The organism is Sulfidibacter corallicola (assembly GCF_017498545.1).
Taxonomy (GTDB): domain Bacteria; phylum Acidobacteriota; class Holophagae; order Acanthopleuribacterales; family Acanthopleuribacteraceae; genus Sulfidibacter; species Sulfidibacter corallicola.
This window is the reverse complement of sequence record NZ_CP071793.1, coordinates 5,632,217-5,657,638: the sequence shown is the minus strand read 5'-3', so window position 1 is coordinate 5,657,638 and position 25,422 is coordinate 5,632,217. Positions and strand designations below refer to the sequence as shown.

Sequence of the window (25,422 nt, the reverse complement as noted above, 5' to 3'; positions counted from 1 at the left end):
AGAGCCACTTCACCATGGGGTAAGATTTATGTGGGCTCAGACTTTAGAAAACAAGGAGGGGGGCAAAAAAAACATATCAAGAACGACGCACTGATACAGCATTAATCTATATCGAATATCCAGCCTTTCTTCTAAAATCACACAATGTTAAAACTTCAAAAAGCGAAAATAATTTTTGTTCAACCACTTGATCACTGGGCCAGTACAGTACTGCAGATTTCCCTTTCTGGCTTGCAATTACACAATAGGCGAGAATTTCTTGTCCAATTTGAGTGGAATCCATTTCCTCTGGAAGATTTTTTAGGATTTCAGCAAATAATTTGCCAATAATTCCCGAAGAAATCGAATGATCAAAGAGAAGCTCTCGAAAAAAATCAGCAAAAAGAACTCCCACCTTCTTTCTAATGGCTCCATTCGCAGAGGATAAAATATAAGGTAGGTTCAATTTACTAATATTGTCAAAATTTAACTCGACAATTCGTCTCATTCCAAATATTGCCCTTTTAATTTCTGATTCACCAAGAGGTAGAGGGGCAAAACGAAATCGAGACAATAACTGAAAAAAATCAAGATACTGTTCAAAGGATATTAAACCTGCAGTGAGCATTTCGGTAATAAGCCCAAGAGAAGAGGTGTAATCGGGAATGGGTTTGCCTGTTTCCATGTGATTAAGGTGAAGGTAATAAAAATCATCGGTTAGAATGCAGCATCCTTCTTTTTGGGCCAAAATTGTTGCATCTGCAAACTCTGGAAGTATTTCTTTTTCTGAAAAAAAATCCGACCTATTAGCATCGGAAATGAAAACGACCCTCTCGTGAGTGCTCTGGATTTTCTGGATAGCCTTAGTGATCTGATCCTTGTTAGCTCTTCTATCTTCGGAGCTAATAACTGTCAACAAAAGCTGATCATTTCGAAGACCAAGAAAACCTCTAGAATTGGCTCTATCCTCGTATCGATCGACAATTTGAGCTAATAAATTGACAACGGATTGCGGAACTCTCATACCAGGGAAAGAATCGCACACCTTATCCAATAGACCTGAAATCACCAGAAAAAATGCCGATGTTCCATCAAGGAAAAAGGAGCGCTTTTCCTCAATTAACTTTCTCGCTGTGCAAAGTTGATTTTGATACTCTTGAATACCGCCTGCTCTAAAACGTATGCTACCTCTTCCTTCGCTCGCTATTCTCTGAACTGCAGAAAGGATTCCTCCTTCATGTGTTGCTAATGCAGCAAAAGGCCAATTGTTGTTACAATATTGGTGAAAATACTCTGCACCATGATTCCTTTCTTCTTTCAGTACGGAAATTAGATTCCCAAAGTCAAATCCTTTGCTATCTTTTTTAACAGGAATTGAGACAACCCCTGGAATCAAATCTTGATTTATTGCATGACCAATCTTTTGGAAAACATACCAAAACGCATAGTTCTTAAAGCAAAAAATCCGTTCTATTTCTAGTGTTTCAGAGGAGAACTTTCTCGAAAATATGAATGGAACATTGGGTCTTTGTCCTAAGTAAACCTTGTACCTTGAAGATTTCTTAGGGACCGGAACAGCTTCAAGCAGAGAAGATTCGCTCATCACATACCACTTGTCACTGTCTTTAAATTTTACAAACGAGTCAGGAGTAACCACTTCAAGCGAGCTATTTGAAAGACACTCAGATTCTCCTAATTCAAATACGACTACCTGGAATACGCTATTACAATCCTCAAGGGAGAGGAGGCCTTTTTCCTTTATCGCCTTGAGTATGGTTTCAGTTGCTGCTTTTGGGTTATTACTTTTTATTTCTGCAATAGCTTTGGTGTTCAAGAGAAAATCAAAACTTGAGTCATAGCCAGAAAAGCGCTCGAGCAGATCTAGGGCTCTGTCAAAAAAACGAGACTCCACTTTCCCTTGGCACAGGCATGATTGAAGAGTTGCCCAAAGCACACGCCTAACCTCCTCTTTGGTAAGAACGTTTTCCTCTAGACAAGCCAGAAGAAGCTCTTCTCCTAAGAGGATGACTTTAAGGTATTGTTGCGATGAATAATACAGATAGATTAACCTGTATTTAATTGACCATAGCTTTTCAGAGTCCCATTCTTCCCCTAGAAGTTTCTCCAGTAAGAAAATCTCAATATCCCACGCCTTCTTGTCTCTCACAGCCTTGAGCAAATAGTTTTTATGGTAGTAGCTCAGGGTATCTAAACAGATATTTTGCAGAAACTTTAACGTCTCTTCATAACAACCCTCGTCCACAGACAAAATGAGGGAAATAGCACCCTTTGGATGATCAGGCAAGTCAGGAAGTTTTGAATACAAATATCTACGAAACTCAGGAAACCGTTTAACGCCCAGCGCCAGATGGTAAGCGAAATCTAAATCGTTTCGGAGCTCTTCCAGGGCCCCCTCAAAGCGTTTCTCCTCAATATTCTCCAGGAGAGATAGTAACTGCCTTTGCTGAGTATTTATGAAGTATTCTTTGATTTCGCTCATGGAAATATTCGAAGACAAAAACAGTAATAACAATTGTTTTTGCAGAAACAATGGCGGAGAAAACGAAGATGCCTCAAGAAAAGCCAATAGCTCGCTTAGTATCTTTTTTGACAACTCAGCTACTTGCAAATTTTTAGTCAGAATAATTGCTATCTGGTAATCAAAATAGCATTTCATAACGAGTGAAATCGCATGAGAAGACTTATTAATAATTTGCTCATAGTCCCTTGTCTCTAAGTCATTCTGAATTGATAAGTATTGCAAAAGAACCCTGTCCCTCGGAGAGAGAGGGCCAAATTGACTAAAGTGATCATAAACAAGTTTAGATTTTTCCTGTAGCTCTTTATTAATCTCTGCTCTCTTCTGAGGATCCTGGGCTCGATTCCCCCTAGAATGCAAAATACACAACGCCCCCAAGTGAGCAGCCAGATCGTCTTGGTCATTGTTTTCTACAAACCTCATCCATTTATCTGCCTCTTCAAACCTTCCCAAATAATCACAAGCATAGGATAATGTCACACTTACAAACGGCGGTGAGTAATCGGCTCTTTTGTACAAGTAGTTCAGGTTTTCATCCGTCACCTCACCATTAGACAACATAATACACTCAAGCTCGAGGCAATAAGCTCTTATGCTGCCCTGGTCGATATGTTTGGCTTGGTTTAATTTTTCTTCAAATCCAGCAAAGTCTCGGCAGCTCAAACTTAGATCCATGAGGATGCAAAGGAAATCTATATCTTCTGGTTTTCCAAGCAGTAGGTGCTGGCATTTTTCTTTTACTTCTGGGATTCGTTCTAAGGAAATTAAACACCTACATTCCAGAACCCTTTGCTGATGCAACAAATGATCATCATTCAGTATATGTAACCCAATTTCATTTGCTTGCAACAAGCCATAGGCGCTTTCACCTTGCCCTTTTTTCAATAAATCTTTGACCTGATCAAAAATATTTGTAACGATCTCCACTGCTCTTCTACTGTCAATATCAAAATCAAGTCGAAGCAAAGACTCTTGACCTAACTTTAAAAACAGCCTTTCAAAATCTCTAGCAAGAACTATATCAAATAAAACATCTGGATTTTCTCTTTTTAGTTCTATGCGTGCCTTTTCCAGGGGAAGTGAAGACCCATGATATTTATCGTTAAATACAAGATAATACGTTTTTACATTGTCAAATTCACCCCAGGTTGCTTTCAGAGTTTTAAAATTGTCTTTAAACTTTTTGGCAGCATCGGTGTCTTTAAACTGTGGCTGACGAGGAGAGTAAACCTGATAGTATTCGCCTACGCTAGGTCGATATCCATCATTCCCACCATCTCCAAGGTTTCCATGAGGCCTTATCTTCCGAAAGTCATCATATACCTCCTCCATTACCTCTTCAAAAAAACTTTGAAATTCAATAGCATTTTGCTTATAACACCGCATTTTAAACTGAAGTAGTAGATATCCTTTATCCTTCCACGCTAAATCCATCTTGCCCCTCCCCATTTCAAATGGCAAGCTCGCTCCCTTTCCCCGAGACTAAAAGTGCCCCATTTTTTTGCGACGATATTTTCCACCGATAACAACTAGTAGATTCTCACGGAAATCGCCTTATTTCTCTTTCTGTAACTCAGCAATCGGAATGGGGCTGGGTCTCCGTGTATTCTTCAATAATCATGTACTTGCCATTTTCACCGAGGCGCACCCGGATGAAGAATCCCGAGTCGGTGTAGCATCTCAGCGTGGAGAACCGCTCCGCTTTGATCGTCGGGATGGCCCCTTTGATCTCGATGCCGGTGATTTTGTAGGTAGACCGGTCGTTTCTCTGTTTGGCCAGTGGCATTGCTGAGCGGATCAGTGTTTTGTACTGGGCAGTGAGAAAGTACAACTGGAAGCCTTGTAGGTGCAACGCTATTTTGCACAAAGTCACCTGACTGGTTTGCTCACAAGTTTGATTTTTTGGTCCCATCTCTATGGTTTCCTGTAGGGCCGGGCCTTGAAGACTCCAAATTAGTAAGTTTCTTCTTACACAGTCTTCATCAAACAGAGTCGAGACCTGCCCCTGCCTGGAAAAACAATTAAAGACGGTGAAGATGTATAGTCCATGCGATGAACTCATAGTGTTTCCATAAATCAAAACTCCTGTCAGAAGGCCATAAAGAGCTTAAAGTTTGTCGATTTTGTTTTGGATTGACACTAACTCTTTGAAAAGGTAGAAGGGGCCTCTGAGCACTTTTTTCAAAAAGAGAGTCCAGAATATAACTATATATCTGAGATGAATCCAGCTTGCTTCCTTAATCCTACCATCGGAATACGCCTCAAAATATTCATCATCTAAATTCGATTGAAGCTCTAAGAATTCTGCACTGTAGGCTTTTTGTCCAAAAACCAATCTAGAGAAGAGCGAAAGGCGCCACCCGGGAGCTTTTATCAACAAGGTTTTTTCGTTCTTTGTCTCGATGTTAACAAAAAAGAAGGGTAAGGTAAGTAACAACCCCAAAAAACCAAGGCCAGTCAAAACATAGGTAGCATATTGAGAGGCGACTAATTTCATCCCCAAATAGTTGGCTTTTTTCTGATTATTCTGAAGCAGGGATAAAGTATTTTTTGAGATTAAACTCAAAGCAATCGAGCTATCTCTAAATATTTCCAATGCGTCTTGATTCACCCTCCTTCCGTTATTATAAGCAGGTGAATTTTCAAGCATGGGGTTCAACATTTTTTCAAATGAACCATACCCGTACTGGTGAATCGAGAATATGGTTTCATTTAAGGTTTCACTCTCGAAAGCATCTTGAATAAAACAATTCATTTCGTCTTTCAACTTTAGAATTTTTTCTTGTTTGCTCCCATGGCTTAACACTCCATGGAATTCTATATCTAAAGCTTCAGATGAAATATTCGCAAAAGACTCTGTATTCCTCGTGGAATCAAATGCAATGTTGACGCTTTCAAGCATTTGTTCTTTGTCGATCTGTGAGAATATTTTATCAGGAGACATCATTAAGGCTATACTAATCGCTACAAGGGGGCAAAAAAAGGACAAGCCAAAACCGATTATTGCAAGTTTTACTTTCCAAACTGGAATAATAACCGAGTTTTTCATATGGCAAACCCCTTTACAAAGCTTGCAGCATATACATTGAACTCCTCAAACACTTTGCGACCATGTCCTGTTAGAGAATATTTTCGCCGGGGGAGACCGGAATGAGTAGCATTTTCTTCGACAGAAAAATTCAAATACCCTTTATCAATCATCCGGCTTAAAGTTGTATAAACTGTGCCCCGTTTTAATTGCCCCTCAGATTTTTTGACCAGCTCTAAGCCATATAGCTGTCCGTGAGTAACCAGGAGGCCCAATATTAAGTGTTCCTTGTTTGATAAGTCTGGTAGCATTTGTCACTCCTGCTTTTGTACGACTCAAGCATACCCATTCTAGATCCTACAATCGTAAGAGTCAAGCTCCTGCCACCTCGTGATCGTCAATAACCCAGGATCCTCTGTAAAGCGCAGGAATAAAAAAATCTGATGTCATCCCGATACTTCTCCATCACCGGATGCAGGAACGGTCTTGGTGGAATGATGATCGTGGCTCCATTGGGGTGATTGATGGTCGCCCCGAATTCCATCACGGCGCCGATATTGGCCAGGTCTTCGCCATTAGGGTGGTCGGTGCCTCGCAGCAAGCCCACGAAAGCCTTGTCTCTCATGATTCGTTGGGTGATCTGGTGAATCAGGAAGGGCGTATCGATCAACGCTTTGCTAGACCCTTTTCGTTTAATGGTGCTCTCGGCCAAAGGTTCGAAGGCTTTCCCGCCTGGAGCCTGGGCGACAATCCCGCGCTTGATTTCCCGCACCAGCAACAGTGAGGCTTTGTGCGTGGCCTGCTGCAGCGCTTCAGAAACGCGCTGCAACCGGCGGTCGCTCAACATCTCGCGGGCCTTCTGCCAATCACCCGTTCGCTTAACAGCCATCCTCGTTCCCCTCTTACCGTAAATGGATCAACGTGACCACCTGGTGGGTGATCACGCCGAACAGATTCTGAGGTTTCACGGTTTGAACCCGATAGGTGGCGCCGGCCAGACGGATGCGATCCGTGGGACGGACGTCCGCTTCCGGCAGGACATGCCCCGTCGCGTCCACGTTGTCCGACAGGTTAACCGAAGGCGTTTCGACCAGCTCGATTGGGATCTCCCCGATCGGCTCGGTGGCCTGGTCGTCCGAGCCATATAGCTTGGCCCCAGTGACGCGCAGCAGCGTCGCCCTTTGCCCGGACCCCTCGATCAGATCCCGGACATCGCGCGCGACGCTCGCCTTTTCCACCTCGGTCAACACCGTCACACCTCGCTCCCTTGCTCGTACACCACGGGTCGGACCAAACCTGGCGTCAACAGCACCTCGTCATCCGTTGACGCCGACCCGCCGTCCGATTGAAGGACCGCGAATCGCTGTTTGTATTGCTGCTTGAGATCCGCTTCCAACTTGGCCCAGTGCTCCGGTTGCTTGCTTTTGTCCACCCGCTTGTCGCCCGACGAGAACGAGAAGCCGTTGGCGGTTGATGCCCGCATCAATTGGCACGCATGGATCTGGCCGAGCAGCAGCAACAGCTCACGAGCCTCGCCGCCCAGCTCGGGTTGGATCTCATCGTCCACCACTCGATAGGTCACGGCGAGGTCGCGGCTTAGTGGGAACAAGCCTTTGAGCAGGCACCTGCTCAGGGATTCCTCCGTGAACAGGTGCCCGTCTGGGTCCCCAAGGTCCAGGCTAAGGGTGCTGATCAGGTCAGTCAGCGGCACCCGACTGCTCCTCGGGAGTTCTCACTTTCCGGGGTCGGCCCCGCGGGCGTGGCGCATTCAAGCCGGGCTCCAATTCGCGGATCTCCTTGGCTGGGCGAGGTTCCGTTTCGGGATCGGCTTGCCCAGCGTTCGGCTCTACCGCGACCAGGAGCCCTTTGGCGACGGCCGCCGCAACCTCTTTGGAGACCTGATCGCAGATGAACGATTCACCAGGCGACAGGCGCAAGTTCGCTTCCGGCACGATCAAGATGCCCGAGCACGTGCTTTTGAACGTTTTCAAGGCACACCTCCTCATCCTTGCAGTCTGATCTTGGCCAGCAGGTCGGGCCGGGTGATCCCCTGGCCCAGCTCCTGCCACACCAGCCAGCCGGTCTTGAAGCGGCCCTTCTGCTCGATGGAGTCGACCATCAACTTCTCGCGCACGGGCATTTTGCCGACCTCCTGATCCGGGATCAGGATGATCTCGTCCATCGGGGCTGCGGACGTCGTAAGAATCGACGCTGTCCCGTAGTTCTTGATGATGCCCTTCTGACGCAGCTCCAGCTTGGTTTCGGGGTCCAGGTTCCAACCGCGAAGGTCGTTGAAACGACGACCGCGCAGGAGGATGAACTTCACCGTCAATTCCAGATCCTCGATGATGCTCATCGCCTCGTTCAGCGCAGCCTCAGTCAAGGTGCTCCCCGCAACCGTGACAGTGTTCTCTGCCGGAACGGCCCTCGAAATCACGTCGATGGTCCGCTTGTCGATCTCGCGACGGATCTGCTCGGCTGTAGCCGTTTGGAGGTCCATCAAGGACCCGATGTTCCCGTGCTTCAACACGGAGATATCCACCATCGGGTTGGCGTGGATTCGATGCGTCGGGAACTCGATCTCGTCCCGACCGACCTCCTGCATCTGTGCCTCACCGTCCTTACTGATCCAGAACGCGCGAACCTTGGGCTTCTTTTGGTAAACCGGACGTTCGCCTTTCGGCAGATCGTGCCGGGTCAGCAACAGCGAGCTGATCTCCTTGCGCTTGATCTCGGTTTCGATGGGCTTGGCAATCGCCGCCGCCAAAGCGCGCATCCCTTCCGGTGATTCCAGTGCCTGTCGCATCAACGCGGCCATGGCGGCCATGAAGTTCTGGGAGCCTGCGGCCAACCCCTGTGTTCCAATCAAAGAATCCTCCCTATACCAGCAGCTTGAATTTAAGAATGCCGCCATCGGCCGAAATGACCTGGCCGATCACCTGTTCGCCCGCTTGCGGCCCTGGCGTCAGGTACCCTTGGCTGGATACCTTGAGCTCGTCGCCCGCCGCAGGGGAGCCCTCGTACACATCCGTGGTCAGCACCCCGCCGTTGCAGTAAATGCCCGGCATGTCGCCTGCTTTGTAGTCTCGGATGAGGATGCCGAACGATTTCTCGGTGGGGTCGGTGTTGACCGCGAACAGATCATTCCCGACCAGGCGCACCACCTGGCCGGTCTGCCCTTCGGCCTGCAGGTAGCCGTCGCCGTAGGACAGGCTCTGGTGGCTCGTGTAGATAAATGGCATGCACAAATCTCCTTTAAGAGGAACCGCTGGCGGTAAAGCCGAGCCGTTCTCGGTACGCGGCCATGAAGCCTTGGGTGAGTTCGTCTTCGAGGGATGCAGGTGTGTCGTCCACGTCGTGCGGTCGCACCTGGGCTTCGGTACTCAGGTTGGCTGCCGCTTTCGGCGCTTCCGTCTTGGCCTTTTCGGGCTCCTTTTCTGCTTTGGGCACCGACGGTTCCGGGAGAACTGCCAAAGCGGCCTCGGTCGCGGCGAAGGCTTCATCCGAGAGGCCCGCCAGCCGATCGAGCTCCTTTTTGCGCGCTTCGTCGGTGGAAAAGGACACACCTTTCTTCGCGTATTGCGCCAGCAGCTTCTCGGCGCGGACCCGATTGGCCGCCGCCTTTTGCTCGGCTTCGAGCTCTTCAATCCGCTTGGTAAGTTCCTGAACCTGCTGTTTGAGTTTCTTGTTCTCTTCCTGGAGCGCTCGGTTCTGCTGCTCCAAGGATTCAGGTTGACCGGTGCCCCCACCACCGCCGTCTCCGGGGTCTTTGGCGGCTTCGGCATGGTCCTTCGCTTTGTCTTCCATGTCTTCTCCTTGGGAGGGTTGGCGATCGAATCCCGATTGTTCGGACCCGACCTGGGTGATCTTGGCGTTTTCGTCGGCGCCCTTCCGGTCGAGCAGGCCGAGGCCAGTGAAGGTGACGCCGTGTAGAATTTCGTAAACCGGCTGACCCTGAAACTGCGCGCCCTTGAACTTGGCCAAGTGAATGCAATAGTTGGCCTTGGAGCCGAACCGCTTGTGACAGACCGAGCACTCTCCCTCGGCGTAGTCGCACTCCATCGACACCTGGCGGACGATGCCGCGCTTCATCAGCTTGTAGGCCAGCGCGGCGTGGGCGCTCTCGGCCAGGTAGAGCTCGCCGACGACTTCCACACGGGCGCCTTGGTCGTCTTCCACGAAGTCCGAACCGATGATGCCGCCGACGATGTCGTCGAATTCCTGGCTGTGTTTCAGGTCGACCTTCTTGTTGATGGCCGTGGTGTAGCGGGTCGACAGTTCCGCGTGGCTGAAGTGGTCGCCGTTCTTGTTTGTTCCAACCCGGCACAAGACACACCGGAACTGAGGGTCACCGAGAGGGGACTGCTGTTCCGCCGAGGTTTTGAGCGGCGCGTTGGGAATTAGCTCGATCTCAACCGGGAATTCCGTGTGGCATGCGGCAGTCTGCGGTTCCTCCTCGTGCCCGTTCCCGTCGAGTTGGATGATTTCGACGTCGGCTTTCGACTTGGCCGAGTCTCGGGTCGCCAGGAACAGCCGTTCCTTCGGTTGGTTCGCATCGGAGGCCCGCTTGTTGAAGAGGTTGTACTTGTGATCCTTCGACCGCATGGTGGACGTGCGACCCAGCTTGGCGAAAATGCCGCGCATTTGCGACTCGTTGGGGAACGCCTTATCGCGGTAGCTGATCAACCAGATGGGAATGTGCTGGGCCGCGCCCAGGAACTTCTCGAAGAATGCCGGAGCTGTTTTCGGGCTGATCGCCTTGTGGTCGGTCTCGAAGGTTTTTAGGGCCGTATCGCGAAGCGCCATCCCTTTCCAATAGGTCATCAAGCCTTCGACAAAGTGGTACACGGCCGTGTAATTGGCCGCACTGAACTCGGTCGCATAGGGCGGGTCGAAATAGACCAGGTCCGCCTTGACCTGCGGCAACACGGACTCGATGTCGCCCTGGATCACCCTGTTGTCTTGACCGTTGTCGAAGACCAACTGGTTGATCCGTTTCACGAACCGCTGGAAGCCTTCGTCGAACGCCTTCGCATTGAGCACCAGACGCGAGTCCGGCGTCCGACTGCCGAAGTGCCCGTGGTCGGTGCCCAGCATGCAGGTTCGGACCAACGCGAAGAGGGCCAGATCCTTTTTGTAGCCCTTTAGCTTGTCGATGTTGGATCGGATCGTGTCGATGCGCTCGTGGACGCCCTTGTTGAAGTACATCCCTTTGAAGTGATTACGAACGAAGGTTCCGGCGTCCGCGTTGGCCGCCAGCAGCATGGCCACGTCTTCATCCGAGAGGCGCGTTTTCTGGTTCTCGATGATCGCGCGGGCCATGTGATAGCTGATCCGCAGACGATCGCTGGCGATGACCTGCAGGCCCTTGGTCTTGTACATGTAGCCGACAGCGGCGGACCCGGCAAACGCATCGAAGACGATTTTGACGCCGTCCGGTGTGTGCTTCCAGATCCAGTCGACGAGTTTCTGTTTGCTTCCCAAGTAACTGGTTTTGTAGGCGGGACGCTCGCCCTCTTCGGCTTTGCCTTCGGTGCGAAGGTCCTCGCCGAGGGTAAGGCCCGCCTCCGTTTCGAGAAGGAACTGGATGCGATCCAGGTCCGTTTGCATGAGTTCCACAGTTCGTCCCCTGGTTGGTGTGCTGCCCATGTCGGGTTGAGGACTAACTACAGATCCGTGAGGCAAACCGGACCACATTTTCGAAAAAAGGATCGTTTAGGCCAAAAGGTCCTCCGCGAGCTGCAAGCCTGCCTGCTTTTCCAAGGCCCGGATCAATAATGATTTGGTCTTGTGGCGACCCAGTTGAAAGCGTTTCTTCGCTTCGGCCAGCTCCTTGCCGGTCAGGGCCACATGGTTACGTCCTGGGTCCCGCTCGTCGAGGAGTTCGATCACTTCGGCCCGCGACAGGTAGGTCGAGATGCCGCGTTTTTTGGCGAGACCCTGGAGCTCGTTCACGGTGAGTTCCCACAGCTTGGATTTCGGATTCGCGCGGATCGTCTCGACTTCCTTTCGGGCTTCCAGCAACGCGGCCTGCTTTCTGGCGAGCAGATTCGCCAACTCGGTTTTGGATCGCTTCCGTCCGATCCCGTGCTGGGCCAGCTTGGCCCTCAAGGCTGCCCCGCTGAGTTCACCGTGATCAATGCCCGGTTCGGCCTGATCGAGCAGTCTGACCAGCTCCCGTTTGGTTCGCGACCGCGACACGCCGTGCTCCTGGCTCAGATCGGCGAGTTGGCGATACGTCAGGCTGGCCAGGTCGGCCTTTCCACCGGCCTCGAACGCCAGCTTGGCTTCCCGTTTTCGGCGGGTTTTAGATCTGGCCTGGTCTCGGATCTGTTGTGGCGCAAGCAGTTCGATCGGGAGGGCCACAATACTGCCGCAGCGGCACTGTGGATGTCGTGGGATCTGCGGGAACCTGTCGATCGGGAACACCTTCCCGTCCAGTGGGCCGCAAACCGGACAGGTCCGTTCGTCTGCCATGGTCAGCCATTCGAGGCGCTGGACACCCACCTCGCGGTGGAATTTCATTCGGCCTTGGTTGTGGGCACGCAGCACTTCCGTCCGCGCGATCACTTCCATTCGGTACTGGGCTTTTGAAAAGACCCGGCTGCCCGCATGTCGAAACGATTCGGGATCTTGGACAACCCGACCGAGATCTCGGACGATGTCGTTTGGTCCCTTGCCGGTGGTGATCCCGCTCAGGATGGTGCGCTTGATCCCGCCCGACAGCTCTCGCTGGACGTCACCGGCGAGTACCAGGCTGTAATTGACCATGAAGTCTAAGGCATCACGGTCGATCAGGGTGAAGGCGTCCCTGGCCAGTGATTGGACTCCTTCCGCATCAAGCGACCAGCCCGGCCAGCGCGCTTCGACCAGCTCGTCAACGCCGCCCTGAATCCCGAGCTTGAAAGCGTCCTTGACCGAACGTCGGAACCGCAAGGTTTGCGCCTTCTTCAGCTCGCGCATGGTTTCCTGGATATCGGCCTGCAATCGTTCCAGACCGTCGCGGGCCTTGAGTTTGTTGTCCGGCAGGGAACCCAGGCTCGCATACCGGGTAATCGCCTTTTTGACGTTTTGCTCGGCCTGGTCCAGCACCTCGGTCAATTCGCGAATGGCCTGCTCCGTATATCGGTTTCGAGTCTGTGTGCTTCGCTCGGTGGCCAGGCGGATGCGCTTGGCCAGAATACTTTCGGCCTGCGTGGCGTGTGTCTGCATGGTTGCCACCTTAGACCACACACCGTTCGAAAAAGCGGCAGGCGAATTCATCAAAGGTCCGGTCGCTCTGGTGGACACGGCACCGGCTTTCGTCTGCATCGAAATGACCACAGGCATCACATAATTCGTCGTGATGCCTCCCGGCAGCATTCAGCCCGCCCCAATCGGATTCAGCGCGGCTGATCCCCGTCGGATTTTTCCCTGGATCAAGGCCGAGCAGCTCCTGCGCCGTTTCGGGCCCCATGATGCCTGCGGCCACCATGCCGAGGATGTTGCCCACCTGCCGGTCGTCTGCGATGGAAACCCGCACCTGCTCGGCTTCTTGGTTGGCCTTCTCGAAGTCGGGATCCAGGTCCATCTTGGTTTGCAGGCTTGCCCGGCTGATCAGGTTTCGATCGTAAAGCTCCAACAGCAGGCGCTTGAAATCGACCGCGTCGCTCGGGTCCAGGTCGTTGAACAGAAACTGGATCGCACCACGTTTTTGGCCCCGCGCCTGTAGCCAGTCGTCAAAAACCCAGTGGAGCATTCGCAGCGCCGCGTGCTTGATTTCGCGGATCATGATCAGCATTTTTTGCAAGCTGACCGAAGCCGTGGCGAAGTTCGGCCCGTCGCCTGAGACGAGGCTCTTGCTCAGGCCCAACGCGATCATGATGTCCTCTTTGACTTCGCGAACCTTCTCTTCCGCGTTGAGCACGCTGCCTTCGGTGCCGTGCGTCTCCACATTCACGTAGAATGGAACGACCAGGCCGGATTTCATATCCATCCGGTTCACCATGTCCCGCACCGTTTCGAGCATTTTCTGATCGGGCATGACGAGCTTGGGCCCGAACGAGCCGCCGACCTTGAGCAGGCGAAACGGCGTGGCCCAGCGCTTGGCGATGGCCCGCTCGGCTTTGCGGTAGTCCCACAATAGCTCGATGCTCTGGAAGGCGGGCAGCACCATGGAATTGCCGCGTGGACTGAATCCCGGCGCGTCCCATTTCAGGTGCAGCACCTGGTCGACGGGCAAGTCCAGCACGTCGGCGGTTCCGGGATTTTCGGAGTGCTGCTTGGCTTCGACGAGCTGGCCTTGGACGTACTTCACCTTGACCGAAACCGGATTGACCGAGACTAGTTCTTCCAATACGTCGCCTTGCCCGGCTTTTTTGAACCCGACCGCGTCGCCCTTGACCAGCATCTGAAGCACCATGTCCTTGATCCAACTGGAAAGGTTCAGCCGCCGGGCCATATCGGTGGCCTCGGCCTTTAGGTTGTCGTCCTCGGACGTGATTTTGATTTCCTCACCGACCGCGAAGGTCCGCCACGAGTTGATCGCGTTTTTGACGATCGGCTCTTCCAGGTAGTAGGTCCACGCCTGTTTGGCCCGGTCCTCCCACGTTGTAGGGATCCCATCGTCGGCAGTGACCGCAGCGAAAGCGGACGCGTCTAACGCCGCCGCCGTGGCCAGTGGCTGGGTCGGGATTCCAGTTGTTGTGAGGATATATTGTGGGGATGACTCGGTCTGCTGCAAAAATTCCTCCTGATGTCTGGTTAGGGACTAATTACAGAAACCAATGGGAGGGCGAGTCATCCAAATTAGGGATGGCGTGCAATGACCTGGTTCGACATTGTCAGGTTGAGGGATTTTGCGCTATTTGGTTTTTCTATCTCTAATTAAGGAATCAACTCACCCCAAATTCAAAACACCAGCACCTGTATTGAGCTTATGTGATCGGAGAGCCGTGGCTTAAGGAGGTTTGGTCGTACCCAGACTTGCAGTCAGCCTTGGCTCAAACCCAAAACACTCACGGAAAAACCAAACCGGTAGCCAACCAAGAGACTCACCGCGAGACTCGGGTGAACGTGAAAGGATTCCAAAAGAATGTGAGGAACGAGCCGCAACCAGCGAGGCATCCTCATTAAGCGTGTCCCCTACGGTTGGCTAATTTCGCCATAAGAAAATGGCTCATTGGATTTCCCGCCTGCTCGTCAGCAAGCATCTGGGGATGTGAGCTGAGCACGCGGGGTGAGCAGAGCTGTGGTAAAAGAGGAGTCGTTATGAGTTATGAGAGAGCTCAGCAGAAAATTTCCGAGGCAAACCGAACTGGGCAAGCTGAGCTAGATTTATCTCATATGGACCTGTGGCGCATCCCCCCAGAGCTTGCTTCACTCACCAACCTTACCCGCCTCGATCTGGACGACAACCAACTGTCGACTCTGCCGCCAGAGCTCGCTTCCCTCACCAACCTTTCTCGCCTCTATCTGAGCCGCAACCAACTGGCGACCCTACCACCCGTGCTCGCTTCCCTCTCTAACCTCTCTCACCTCGATCTTAGGGACAACCGGCTGACGACCCTGCCACCCGAGCTCACTGCCCTCACCAACCTTTCCGTCCTATATCTGAGCGGCAACCAACTGACGGCCCTGCCACCCGTACTCACTTCCCTCACCAACCTTACCCACCTCGATCTTAGGAATATCCAACTGACGGCCCTGCCACCCGAGTTCGCTTCCCTCGCCAAGCTTTCCGTCCTATATCTAAGCGGCAGCCAGCTGACGACCTTGCCATACGAGTTCGCTTCCCTCACGAGCCTTACCTTTCTTGATCTGAACGACAACCAACTGACGGCCCTGCCACCCAAGTTCGCTTCCCTCACCCATCTTTCCCAACTCTTTTTGAGGGGCAACCAACTTACAGCTTTGTCACCCGAACTCACTTCCCTCACCAACCTTTCCGGCCTCAGCCTGAGGGGCAACCAACTTACAGCCCTACCACCAGAGCTCGCTTCCCTCACCAACCTTACCGACCTCAACCTGGGCGGAAACCAACTGACAACCCTGCCACCCGAGGTTGGTTCTCTCACCAACCTTACCCGCCTCTTTCTGGGGGACAATCAAATAACAGCCCTGCCATTCGAGTTCGCTTCCCTTGCTAACCTGTCTCACCTCGATTTGAGCGGCAACCAAATGACGGCCCTGCCACCCGAACTCACCACCCTCACCAACCTTTCTCACCTCGACCTGAGTGGTAACCGACTGAGCACACTTCCTCCCGAGCTTTCTTCCCTCACCAACCTTTCCTCCCTCGATCTGGGCAGCAACCTACTGACGGCAATACCTCCCGAACTTTCTTCCCTCACTAACCTTGACGATCTCAACTTGAGCTTCATCAATTGACGACCTTTCCCCCGGCGCTTGCTTCCCTCACCAACCTCACCGACCTCAATCTTAGAAACAACCAACTGACGGCCCTAATACCCGAGCTCGCTAATCTCAGAAAACTCCACACTTTGTGGCTATCTGAAAACCACATCGATACCTTACCTTCAGTCCTTTTTAAAATACCTTCACTTTGGAAGTTAGGAATTGAAGGCAATCCGTTGGTTTCGCCGCCACTTGAATTATTCGAAGCTGGGCACGATGCGGTGACGGCCTATTTCGACCAATCTGGACCAACCCGAGCCTTGGCAGAAGTCAAACTGGTCCTTCTCGGCCATGGCCAGGCAGGAAAAACCTCTCTGGTCAAACAACTGCTGGGTGAGCCCTTCGATCCCCATGAAGACCAAACCCACGGCATTAATATCCGCGATTATTTCGTCCCCACCCCCGACCACCAACTTCAAGTCCGGTTGTGGGATTTTGGCGGCCAGGAGATCATGCACGCCACCCATAGGTTCTTCCTTTCGCGTCGCAGCCTCTTCGTTGTGGTCCTCGATGGCCGCCAGGACGAAGACCCCAGTTATTGGCTCGGCCACGCAAGCACCTATGCCCCCGACGCGCCAGTATTGGTGGTTCTCAATAAATCTGACCTCCATCCAAACTACCAGTTCGAAACTAAGAGGCTCCGAGAAATGTTCCCCAATATTCGCGGCTTCATTCGCACTTCCTGCAAACAAGGGGCGGAGGGTATCGCCGAATTCTGTGCGGCGCTCCGCAAGGAATTGCTGGCAGTGCCCATGATTCGCACCCAGTGGCCAGAAGCCTGGCTGGAAGTCAAAGCGGAACTGGAAACAACCGAAAAACCTTTTCTCACTCGCGACGAATTCTCCCATCTATGCCACAAGGCCAAAGTTGACCATACCGGCCAGCAGGAAGCCCTTGTCCGCTTTTTCAACGACCTGGGCATCGCCATTCACTTCGAGGATCTCCATTTGGATGACACCCACGTGCTCAATCCCGAGTGGGTGACCAACGGGGTTTATCGCATCCTCAACCACCCGAGGGTGATTAAAGCACACGGCATTGTACCAACCGACCGGTCGACCCTAACCAACCTGCTCGAAACACCGGTCCACGCTGACCAAAAAGCCTCCAGCGCCCCGCAGTTCACCTACCCGCGCGAAAAACACGGATACCTCATCGAGTTGATGCGTCGGTTCGAATTGTGCTTCCCACTGGATTCCAATAACACCAAGATCCTAATTCCAAATTTACTTCCCAAGGACGAGCCCGAGTTCCGTTTCGATTTTCGCGGCGCAACAAAATTCCGGTGCCAGTACCCGGAGTTTCTGCCACCCACCGTCTTGCCCCGCCTGATGGTGAGGTCATACCGCACCATCGAGGACTCCTTGCGCTGGAGGTACGGCATGGTGCTGCGTGCCACAACTAGCGGCGCTCGCGCCCTTATTCGCGCCGATCGCAACAGACACCGTATCGATATTTGGATCGAGGGCAGGCAAAAACGCGATTTCCTGGCGGTGCTGCGGGAGGAACTGACCGCAATCCACGGCGATTTCCCCAATCTTGCAGTGACTGAAAGCATCGGTTGCCCGTGTAGGGATTGCCATGAAGAGGCTCAGCCACACTTTTTCAAATACCACAAAGCCTTGAGCTTTTACCTCAAAAAACCGGACGGTGCGTTCCCTTGTGATCGATCGGAGGAATTCGTGCCGTTGCGGAAGATCCTCGAAGGTATCGACGGTGGTGACCTGGTCCAAACAGTGGACGAAATCCGCGACACCGTTTTGGAACTCAAACACCACAAGGACTATGGCGGCAACGAGTGGGACAAGGTTAAGGACTTGCTGTCCTCCAGGGTCGGCATCCCCGGCCTTTTTCAAGTGGACTTGCTTAAACTTGTTGAGAAAGTATTCAATCGCAAAAAATAACCTTCAAATCCGAGCTCTGAACCCAACAAAGCCGATCTAGGTTCTTTGTCGTCCCTGATTGGCTTGATGGATCAATCAGGGGTGACAAAGGATCTAGGCCGCCCTCGCCGGTCGCGATTTCCGGCCCTTTTTGAAGGCCGCATCGCCAGGCAGGTGTTTCAAAAGGTGGAGGCGCGCGGTCGCGAACTCTTCGCCAATCAGGCCCAAGTTCAGCAAAAAGCACCGGAAGTCGAATTTCGCGCTTTCGGGGTTAAAGGGCCGTTGGTCGGCTCGAGCCGATCGGCTATTCGCGGCCTTTGCGGCCATGGCCAAAACGAGCTGGACGTAAGCCTTAACTTTTCCCGCGTGAAGCGTGCTATTGAAAATCCGGCATTCGATTGTAGGGCCGGTGAGGGCGGCATGCACGTTTAGGGCTCTGTAGCGGCTGCTGTGGTATTTAGTGTTCCTGCGTTGGTTGGGGTACTGTTCGTACCAGATGTCACTTAGTTCTTGAAGGGTTTTCGGCTTGACCTGGTTGAGCCTGTCGATCAGGTAATCCGTTGTGGATTTGCAGTAGTTCAGCTCACGTTGTGGTTGGACTTGGAGCGCCTCGAAAAGCAGGGCTTCCTGCTTGTAGAAAATCTTCACAAAGTTGGTCAGGGTCTTGGCGGTGAAAATGGTTTTGTCGACGTGGATGTGAATCCCGGTCGTGTCGTTGACCTTGCAGCCCAGTCGGCGAACCGCCCGAACGACCTCTTGAAGCTGGGGAATATCCGTGTAGGTCAAAATCGGACTCACAATTTCGATTTTCTGACCGTGGGTCGCGTTGATCGAGCTGTCATTGACAATCTTCCAGGTGCGGCGTTGGCGGTCATCGACCACCCAGGAGCTGGTTTCGTCGTACCATCCGCCGATTGGTCGGGCGGTGCCGCCGACCACCGTTTGGATGCGCTTGGCGACTTCCGAGCGCATCCGGCCAAAGCATTCGATTTCGATCCCAAACTTGAATTCCCGCATGTCCATGTTGACCACCTAAGTTATTTAATTTGTGCGCCTTGAGCGTGTCCCTTCAAGGTGGTCCCATGTTCGCTCAGGTGGTTTGGGGTATCAAGTTGATTCTGGCATTAAACTCAATAAAAAGAAGTGGTTATGGATTGTGTGCTGAGGTCGGTTTGTCAAGCAGAAAAGGGGCCCAGCCAAACTGGCCGGAGCCCCTTTTCTCTCCGGGAGAAGTGAGATCCGCCCCTGTCATGACCAAAGCGCGTTGACTCGCTTTTGGCCCGCAGGTCTCCCGGCGTCGCCTTCGCAATCCTTTGGCCGTTTGCCTTTAAACGGCGTCGCGAGGCGGAAAAGGCCCCCGGTTTCCCGAGGGCCGGTTGGCCGCTTTAGCCGCCGTAAGTCCGCTTTAACGGCCTCCCGTTGTACGTCCAGGCGGCCCCATCAAAGTGAAAGTGGCTTCCCAAACCCCGGTCTAATTTTGGGCGGAGGCCGTTGAGGTGTTTGGTGATCACGGGCTTGATGTTTTCCCAAGCCTCACCGCGTTTGTGGTAAGCGTCGCAAGCTTCCGGCGTTTCGGCCAAACTGCTCAGGTCGCCTTCGCCAAGTAACTCTTTGACCTCGTCTTCGGTTTGGTAAAAGTCAAGCAGAAGGTTGTTGACCTGCTCCTCGCCGCCGTTGTGAAGGTAAGTGCTGACAATTTGATCGCCAAACTTTGCGGAAATGATGCTTCGTGTTGTCATGATTAACTCCTAAGTTCTTCTTTTTGAGCGGGTTAGCCGCCCCGCCCTACCCCTGTAGTTTCGCTCTGATTCGATCAGAACGCAAGCTCTTAAGTGTATATTTTTCAGAAAGTTAGACGTTTTCCTTTGGCCTTTTTGACTTGACTTCCAGCCTGAGCCGAGCACCCAAAATCCGGGCAAAAACCCGCGCGCAAACCGACCCGTTTCGGCCCTCCGCCGGAGGGACACGAAACATCCGTTTCGATTTGTCGGCTAAGTCAGGTCCAGAACGGCGCGCCACTCGTCTGGTGAAGCTGGTTGACCATTCAACGTGCCGTGCTCAGCCAGGTAGTCGACAAGCTCTTCGTCGGTTCGGAACACCGGGCTGATCGGCGTCCCGCCCGTTTCGTTTTCATATGCCTGGACATGGGTCGGCGCTTCGAACGCTGGCATGTACCGGTCAGGTTCCGGGGCCTCATGCGCGCACGCCTTCGACGCCTCCTCCAGTGTCAGGTACTGACCGGAAAGGACGCGCAAGTCGAGCCTCACGTAATGGTCATAGTCGTCTTCTTCGAACATCCAGTGGGGCCAGAGCGGTTGGAGACTGCCTGCGGCGTCCGTGGGGTGCTGCCAGCTTTCAGAGACCCGGCGCAATTCACAGGCGGGGCTGGACGTTGTCGGTTCAATCTGTGGGGAAACATGAGGCACGGAGGCCTCCCTTCTCAATCATGGATTTAGAAAAGGCTCTGCCGAGCCAGCGACATGTTGGCTCGACTTCGGCACGAAGTGAAGCGATTTTTTGTATTAAAACCAGATGTTTGAGACTTTTCGCTGGGTGATTACGAATGCCATTTCCCGATCTTGCTCTCACACAAAAACCGGATCCGTGTAAACCGGCCGGATCGAGACGGTTTCCTCGTGAACTTCCTCAAGGTTGCCGCGTTCCCTGGCCAGCATCGCGCAGCGCACGGCGTCGACGATGTGGTCGTTGCCTTTGCTGTAGATGATCTTGCCGTCGCGGAGCGAGTAGGTGTGGGTCGAGAATTCGTCTTCGATGTCGCTATCATCGGATGGGAAAATCAGTTGCCGCCGCTGCAAGGCCCCACTGATCAGCGACGTCATCAGCTCCTTCGTCCGCTTACGGATCTCCCGACCGCCCTGGACCGCGAGGGTCGTCATCCCGCCGAAGTGAAAGCCTTCGAGGCGCCCTTCCAAGTCGAGCGGCTTGTATTTGTCCAGGGTCAGCAGCTCCTGAACCGTTGCCATCCCGTTGCCGCCGTAGTCGACGCCGAGGCCGACGAATCCGAAATAGTGGTCCAGCAGCGCGATGGTCTGGGCGATGTTGGGGTAGGCCACCCGCTCCATGTGGACGCGGAGAACCAACTTGAGCACCGGGTGGTTACCGACCGGGTCTTCGCGGAACACGACCAGTTCGGTCGGGTCGTTAGTGTAGCCAAGGTCGCCACCGAGCCAGAACACGCCGGACTTCGGCGTCAGGTTCAAAAACATTTCCAGGCGGCTGGCCGCTTCTTCTTCGGTTTCGCAGTCCTTGAGTTCGTTCCCGGTGATGATGATCTTCTGGTACTCAAGTAATTCCTTAAACGCAAGGTTGAGGTGCTCCGCGTTGAAGGCGCCGTAAGTCGGCCGCCCATGTTCGCCCGCGACTTCGTGGGCCCAGCCGGACGAGTCCCGGCCGCCGTAGAACTCAAGAAGCTCCGCTTCCATCTCCTTGGTCCAATTCGGGTTGAGCCAGCTCGGCCAACGGAAGAGCGTGACGTTCGGCGACATGGTCAGCCGATAGTAGGTCGTGTTTCGCAGGCCGTTGGGTGTGCTGTATACGCGAAGCTGACCGCCGGACACGAGACACCGGCGCAGGGCTTTCCAGGCCCGCTCGGACAGCCAGGCGGCCTCGTCAACCCAGATCCGCTGGACGTGAAGACTGCGGAAGCTCTCACCGTGTGCGCCAGCGGGCCGGAAGTACAAGATCGACCCGTTGGAAAACTCAAGCCGGAAATACGGCTTGCGGACGATCTTGGGCTTGCCTGCCCTGGTGGTCGCGATGCTGGCCATTAGTTCGGGATTCGATTCGAGCTGGAACTCGATTTCTTCAATCAGCGTATCGAGTTGGCCCTGATGCGGCGCGGCGAGAAGCCCCTTTCCGCCTCGGCGCGTGAACGCGAAATGAAGGGCGTCGGTTGAAAGCGACAGCGTTTTTCCTGCCGCCCGCCCGTCCAGGTGGACGATGGTTGGCGCCTCACACTCAAGGTCCTCCACTTGATGAGGCCAGTACTCTCGTGGACTACCATCCCGATTTCGGAGGTAAGCCTCGCCCCACTTGGCCGGGTTGCGGAGCGTTTCCGCCATGATGCGATCTTGGTTCTTCGGCTGGGTCATTTTCGCTCCATACGTCCCGCTTTAAGTCAATCAAATCAATGTGTTTAAGTACCAAACAAGCCCGTCTCCCGAGCCCGCAAAAAAATCTTCGCTCTCCTTGCAGATTGGACTTGGCTCTTTCGGCAAGCCGAGGTTACATGTGCAGGCAAACGCGATAAGCGATTGCAAACAGACAAGTTAACCAATTAACCAACAGGAGATTTCCCATGACGACCCAAGCCAAGACCAATGCCGCCACCATTCAATCCAAAACCAATCCCGCCACCAACCAGGCCAAGACCCAACCCCCCAAAACCAAGCCCGTGAAGGCAGCACAGACCAAGGCAAAACAAACGGCCAGCCCCAAGCCGGAAAAAGCGGCCGAGCCGACCAAAGGAAACCCGACGCCGGATAACACGCTGCTCAAGTGTTGGGTCCCTTTCAGCCGCGACTACCTGCGCAAGGAGCGGCAATGCGGCGAAGCGACGCTGCTCTCCTACGACCGCGACTTCGCCCGCGTCATCGCCTTTTACGGCGGCGACACGCCGGTCACCGAGATTACCGAGGAACGCGTGACCGCCTTCGCCAAATCGCCCCACTGCCTGCGCAAAGACATGACCCAAGACGGCAAACCCTGCGCCAAGCCGACCATCAAAAAGACCCTGCGGCTCTTTAAGATGTACCTCGAATGGCTGGAAGCGACTGGCCGCATCGAGAAGGCGCCGATCCCCAAAAACCTGCCGATGGGGAGCCGGTCGGCCGCTGAAAAGGAGAAGGCCGCCGAGGAGCGCAAGGCCAAGGCCGAGCTGGCCCGCAAAGAAGCCGAAGCCGCAAAGGCCCAGGCCAAGGAAGAAAAGACCAAGGCCAAAGAGGCCGCCAAGAAGGCCACCGAACCCGAAAAAGCCGTCAAGGCCCAGGCCAAAAAATCCCAGGCGACCGAAACCAAAACCGCCAAGCCGACCAAGTAAGGTGGCGAAGCGAAACCTGGACGGCACGCTCGAAGCCTTCACCAACTGGTTGAAGACCGACGGGCGGGCCGCCAAAACGATCACCGCGTACACCGATGACCTGGCGCTGCTCACGGAAGCGATCCAGATCACCGAACCCGACACCACACTGGAAACCGTCACACGCGAGGACCTGGTGGCCGCGTTGGCGTCACCCAAGATCCAAAACCGATTGGACGGCCAGCCAAGGGCTCCCGCGACCATCAAGCGGATCAAATCCTCGGCCCTGGCCTTTTTCTCCTGGGCCATGGCCGCCAAAGTCCGAGACGACAACCCGGCCAAGACGATCCGCGTCCGGCACCCGGAACGGAAGCTGCCGGTGTTCCTGAACTTGCAGGAGAAAAAGCGCCTGCTGAAAACCCTGCGGAGCAGGGCGACCAAGATCTCGATTCGGGATCGCGTCATGATCGAGATCTTGCTGCGCACCGGCATGCGAGTCAGCGAGTTGATCGGCCTGAATGTGGACGACGTCGATTTGGACGACAAGAAATTCCGCATCCGGGCCAAGGGCGGCAAGGAACACGTCAAGTTCATCAAGTCGAGTTTGCGCACACTGCTCAAAACGTACCTTTCGCGGTACCGCCCGAAGGTGGACGGCGAGCCTGCTCTGTTTCTCTCGAACCGCCTGAAACGGATTTCCCACCGGCAAGTGGAGACCCGCGTCAAGCACTGGGTCAAGGCGGCGGGCATCACCAAGCGGATCAGCCCGCACAAGTTGCGGCACACCTTCGCGACCCACCTGCTCCAGCAAGGAGGCAACCTCAAGTTGGTTCAGAGGGCGTTGGGCCACACGAACATCACGTCGACCGCGATTTACGCGCACGTGGTGGATGACGACTTAGCCGAGGCCATCGAAAACCTATAAGGCTCGACGGCTCGGTTTCGAATGGAAGCCCGTGGTTTTATCCGCGATTTTTTCGGCGGATGGAACCACGGGCTTTTTTGATCTTCGTGTTTCGGAAACAGTCGTTTCGGGGATTGGAAAATGTCGACTAACTTTTGGTTATTTGCGAAACCGGCCTGAAGGGGTGAACGAGGAGGCGCTTGGCCCAAAGGCTCGCGAAATAACCTTTTTGGCAAAGTCGCTATTTTTTTCGCCTTTTCCGGGACTTGGGCTTCTCGGCGGCGTCGGCATCCGCTTCGGGATCGTCGCTGCTCAATTCGATCTTGGCCTCGGCGACCCGTTCGAGCAGTGCGGTGGCCCATTCGGCGGGTGTGGTTTGCGGCTCGTTCTTGGTCGTCTCGCCTTCGCGGGCCGACTTCGTGGCCTTCAGGTCCTTCAAGTGGTACCGGACCATCCGGTCGATCCGCTCGGCGTTCTCGAAATCGCCAGCGGCGAAGGCCCGCGCAAGCTTGACGTAGTTCACCCCGACCAGTTCGCACTGGAGCCGATCGGACGACCGGTTGAAGGTAAAGTCCTCGTTGAGCGCGTCGATGATGGCTCGGTACAGCTTGAGTTCGTCGGGGTCCAACACCTTGTTGGAGAAGATGCCGGACTTGAGCGCATTCGCATTTCCTTTCGGTGCGCCGGGACCCACCTGGACATCGCTGTTCTTTTGCCAGGCTTTGAGATCGGCCAGGTCGCTTTTGCTCAAGCCTTGGGAATTTTTTCCTGCCAAAATTGCTACCTCCGATTAATTTGAACCCGTTGAACTGAAAGGGGGCAAAAAACTGCATTAATTTTGTTTTCTCCTTCAACGATCGCCATAAACAGAACTTATCAAAGCCCGATGAACTCCGAAGCCGATCCATGACGCCCCGTTCTCGATGCCTTTCGTTCCTCACCAACCCCTTTCCTTTCAGTCTCATTCACAGCCGAAATCGCACCCACAATCGCCTTGTTCGCCGATGCGGCATCCGCCAGGATCCGCAACATTACATCCTGGTCCGAACCTTCGTCCGCCAGGATCATCAAGGTCGTCACGATGGCCTCGGTGGCAATACTGGCCCGGTCCAAGGTCTGCATCATGCCCAGCTCCACGTCAGTCAATGCCGAATCAGGGCCGCCTTGCCTTCTCGAAGTTACCTGTTCAGTCAAATCCGCACTCCTACTCATGTGTCTCAAGTCTCGGTGCTTTGAGAATTTTGAACGTGGTCATACATATTTCCTTTTTCCTTCCACGTGCTGGTCTTCACGACACCAATCGGTGCCGGTTCCGGTGATCGACTTCCAGCACGTGGCCCGGTAGCCGATCCGATGGTTACCGGGAAGCAAGTTGCCCGGTTGAGGACTAACTACAGATTTCAAATGCGGATCGGGTCACCCGTATTTGAAGAATGGTCGACAGCCTTCCCGCCAACGATCGGAGCGAGCTGATCGCAACCGTCAAGATCAGGCTCCGTCAAAGAACGCCGCCAACGAAGCCGACAGGAGTCCTGGGTGTCGTTGTGCTCCTGCGGGATGTTTTCTTTCGTTGGCCCATGGGCGGCTCGGGGAATCCGAGGAGAGCACTGGCGAAAGCTGTAGTTTTCGGAAACCGGGCCCCATGTAATTCGCCAG

At 53.6% G+C, this 25,422-nt stretch carries 23 protein-coding genes; 4 read left to right on the top strand and 19 right to left on the bottom strand.

From position 1 onward, the window contains the following. Positions 1 to 106 precede the first annotated feature (106 nt). The 13 genes from J3U87_RS17210 to J3U87_RS17150 form a co-directional block, all read right to left on the bottom strand. On the bottom strand, positions 107 to 3,952 hold the full coding sequence (locus J3U87_RS17210; RefSeq protein WP_237384290.1) for a tetratricopeptide repeat protein: 3,846 nt from the start codon (positions 3,950 to 3,952) through the stop codon (positions 107 to 109). 139 nt (positions 3,953 to 4,091) lie between these two features. Further along, positions 4,092 to 4,580 carry a hypothetical protein gene (locus J3U87_RS17205; protein WP_237384289.1) on the bottom strand — a complete coding sequence of 163 codons (489 nt, stop codon included), beginning with the start codon at positions 4,578 to 4,580 and terminating at the stop codon, positions 4,092 to 4,094. Between the two features lie 45 nt (positions 4,581 to 4,625). Then, positions 4,626 to 5,567, bottom strand: coding sequence for a hypothetical protein (locus tag J3U87_RS17200; RefSeq protein WP_237384288.1), 942 nt, complete (start codon positions 5,565 to 5,567; stop codon positions 4,626 to 4,628). Continuing rightward, positions 5,564 to 5,857, bottom strand: coding sequence for a PadR family transcriptional regulator (locus tag J3U87_RS17195; protein WP_237384287.1), 294 nt, complete (start codon positions 5,855 to 5,857; stop codon positions 5,564 to 5,566). The genes J3U87_RS17200 and J3U87_RS17195 overlap by 4 nt, the downstream gene beginning before the upstream one ends. Before the next feature lie 86 nt (positions 5,858 to 5,943). Continuing rightward, positions 5,944 to 6,435, bottom strand: coding sequence for a phage virion morphogenesis protein (locus tag J3U87_RS17190; protein ID WP_237384286.1), 492 nt, complete (start codon positions 6,433 to 6,435; stop codon positions 5,944 to 5,946). A 13-nt stretch (positions 6,436 to 6,448) separates the two neighbouring features. Then, the gene (locus tag J3U87_RS17185) at positions 6,449 to 6,802 is read right to left on the bottom strand and encodes a hypothetical protein (RefSeq protein ID WP_237384285.1); all 354 of its coding nucleotides are present in this window, start codon (positions 6,800 to 6,802) and stop codon (positions 6,449 to 6,451) included. Then, positions 6,799 to 7,257 (bottom strand): hypothetical protein, encoded by a 459-nt coding sequence (locus J3U87_RS17180; RefSeq protein ID WP_237384284.1) that lies wholly within the window; start codon positions 7,255 to 7,257, stop codon positions 6,799 to 6,801. Before J3U87_RS17180 ends, J3U87_RS17185 begins: the two co-directional genes overlap by 4 nt. Continuing rightward, positions 7,244 to 7,537 (bottom strand): hypothetical protein, encoded by a 294-nt coding sequence (locus tag J3U87_RS17175; protein WP_237384283.1) that lies wholly within the window; start codon positions 7,535 to 7,537, stop codon positions 7,244 to 7,246. Before J3U87_RS17175 ends, J3U87_RS17180 begins: the two co-directional genes overlap by 14 nt. A gap of 11 nt (positions 7,538 to 7,548) precedes the next feature. Next, positions 7,549 to 8,415, bottom strand: a complete 867-nt coding sequence (locus J3U87_RS17170; protein WP_237384282.1) for an HK97-fold major capsid protein — start codon at positions 8,413 to 8,415, stop codon at positions 7,549 to 7,551. A 10-nt stretch (positions 8,416 to 8,425) separates the two neighbouring features. Continuing rightward, on the bottom strand, positions 8,426 to 8,788 hold the full coding sequence (locus tag J3U87_RS17165; RefSeq protein ID WP_237384281.1) for a hypothetical protein: 363 nt from the start codon (positions 8,786 to 8,788) through the stop codon (positions 8,426 to 8,428). A gap of 13 nt (positions 8,789 to 8,801) precedes the next feature. Then, positions 8,802 to 11,156, bottom strand: coding sequence for a DNA adenine methylase (locus J3U87_RS17160; protein WP_237384510.1), 2,355 nt, complete (start codon positions 11,154 to 11,156; stop codon positions 8,802 to 8,804). Positions 11,157 to 11,261: 105 nt separating this feature from the next. Beyond that, positions 11,262 to 12,758, bottom strand: a complete 1,497-nt coding sequence (locus J3U87_RS17155) for a phage head morphogenesis protein (protein ID WP_237384280.1) — start codon at positions 12,756 to 12,758, stop codon at positions 11,262 to 11,264. 10 nt (positions 12,759 to 12,768) lie between these two features. Next, on the bottom strand, positions 12,769 to 14,268 hold the full coding sequence (locus J3U87_RS17150) for a phage portal protein (protein ID WP_237384279.1): 1,500 nt from the start codon (positions 14,266 to 14,268) through the stop codon (positions 12,769 to 12,771). A 527-nt stretch (positions 14,269 to 14,795) separates the two neighbouring features. Between J3U87_RS17150 and J3U87_RS17145 the strand changes: the two genes are divergently transcribed. Further along, positions 14,796 to 15,914 (top strand): leucine-rich repeat domain-containing protein, encoded by a 1,119-nt coding sequence (locus tag J3U87_RS17145; RefSeq protein ID WP_237384278.1) that lies wholly within the window; start codon positions 14,796 to 14,798, stop codon positions 15,912 to 15,914. Continuing rightward, positions 15,911 to 17,845 (top strand): COR domain-containing protein, encoded by a 1,935-nt coding sequence (locus J3U87_RS17140; protein WP_237384277.1) that lies wholly within the window; start codon positions 15,911 to 15,913, stop codon positions 17,843 to 17,845. Before J3U87_RS17145 ends, J3U87_RS17140 begins: the two co-directional genes overlap by 4 nt. Positions 17,846 to 17,938: 93 nt before the next feature. Here the strand turns inward: J3U87_RS17140 and J3U87_RS17135 are convergent, their stop codons facing one another. The 4 genes from J3U87_RS17135 to J3U87_RS17120 all read right to left on the bottom strand — a co-directional run bounded on the left by J3U87_RS17135 (position 17,939) and on the right by J3U87_RS17120 (position 21,936). Beyond that, positions 17,939 to 18,847 carry an amidoligase family protein gene (locus J3U87_RS17135; RefSeq protein ID WP_237384276.1) on the bottom strand — a complete coding sequence of 303 codons (909 nt, stop codon included), beginning with the start codon at positions 18,845 to 18,847 and terminating at the stop codon, positions 17,939 to 17,941. A 362-nt stretch (positions 18,848 to 19,209) separates the two neighbouring features. After that, positions 19,210 to 19,563: a hypothetical protein gene (locus J3U87_RS17130; RefSeq protein ID WP_237384275.1), complete on the bottom strand. Its 354-nt coding sequence runs from the start codon at positions 19,561 to 19,563 to the stop codon at positions 19,210 to 19,212. Between the two features lie 252 nt (positions 19,564 to 19,815). Further along, positions 19,816 to 20,250: a hypothetical protein gene (locus J3U87_RS17125; RefSeq protein ID WP_237384274.1), complete on the bottom strand. Its 435-nt coding sequence runs from the start codon at positions 20,248 to 20,250 to the stop codon at positions 19,816 to 19,818. 159 nt (positions 20,251 to 20,409) lie between these two features. Next, positions 20,410 to 21,936 carry a terminase large subunit domain-containing protein gene (locus tag J3U87_RS17120; protein ID WP_237384273.1) on the bottom strand — a complete coding sequence of 509 codons (1,527 nt, stop codon included), beginning with the start codon at positions 21,934 to 21,936 and terminating at the stop codon, positions 20,410 to 20,412. Positions 21,937 to 22,142: 206 nt separating this feature from the next. Here J3U87_RS17120 and J3U87_RS17115 point away from each other — a divergent pair, with 206 nt between their 5' ends. Next, complete coding sequence (locus J3U87_RS17115; protein ID WP_237384272.1) at positions 22,143 to 22,883, top strand: hypothetical protein; 741 nt, start codon at positions 22,143 to 22,145, stop codon at positions 22,881 to 22,883. A gap of 1 nt (position 22,884) precedes the next feature. After that, positions 22,885 to 23,787 (top strand): tyrosine-type recombinase/integrase, encoded by a 903-nt coding sequence (locus tag J3U87_RS17110; RefSeq protein WP_237384271.1) that lies wholly within the window; start codon positions 22,885 to 22,887, stop codon positions 23,785 to 23,787. A gap of 220 nt (positions 23,788 to 24,007) precedes the next feature. Here the strand turns inward: J3U87_RS17110 and J3U87_RS17105 are convergent, their stop codons facing one another. Continuing rightward, positions 24,008 to 24,541, bottom strand: a complete 534-nt coding sequence (locus tag J3U87_RS17105) for a hypothetical protein (protein ID WP_237384270.1) — start codon at positions 24,539 to 24,541, stop codon at positions 24,008 to 24,010. 101 nt (positions 24,542 to 24,642) lie between these two features. After that, positions 24,643 to 24,960, bottom strand: coding sequence for a hypothetical protein (locus tag J3U87_RS17100; protein ID WP_237384269.1), 318 nt, complete (start codon positions 24,958 to 24,960; stop codon positions 24,643 to 24,645). Positions 24,961 to 25,422: the final 462 nt, after the last annotated feature.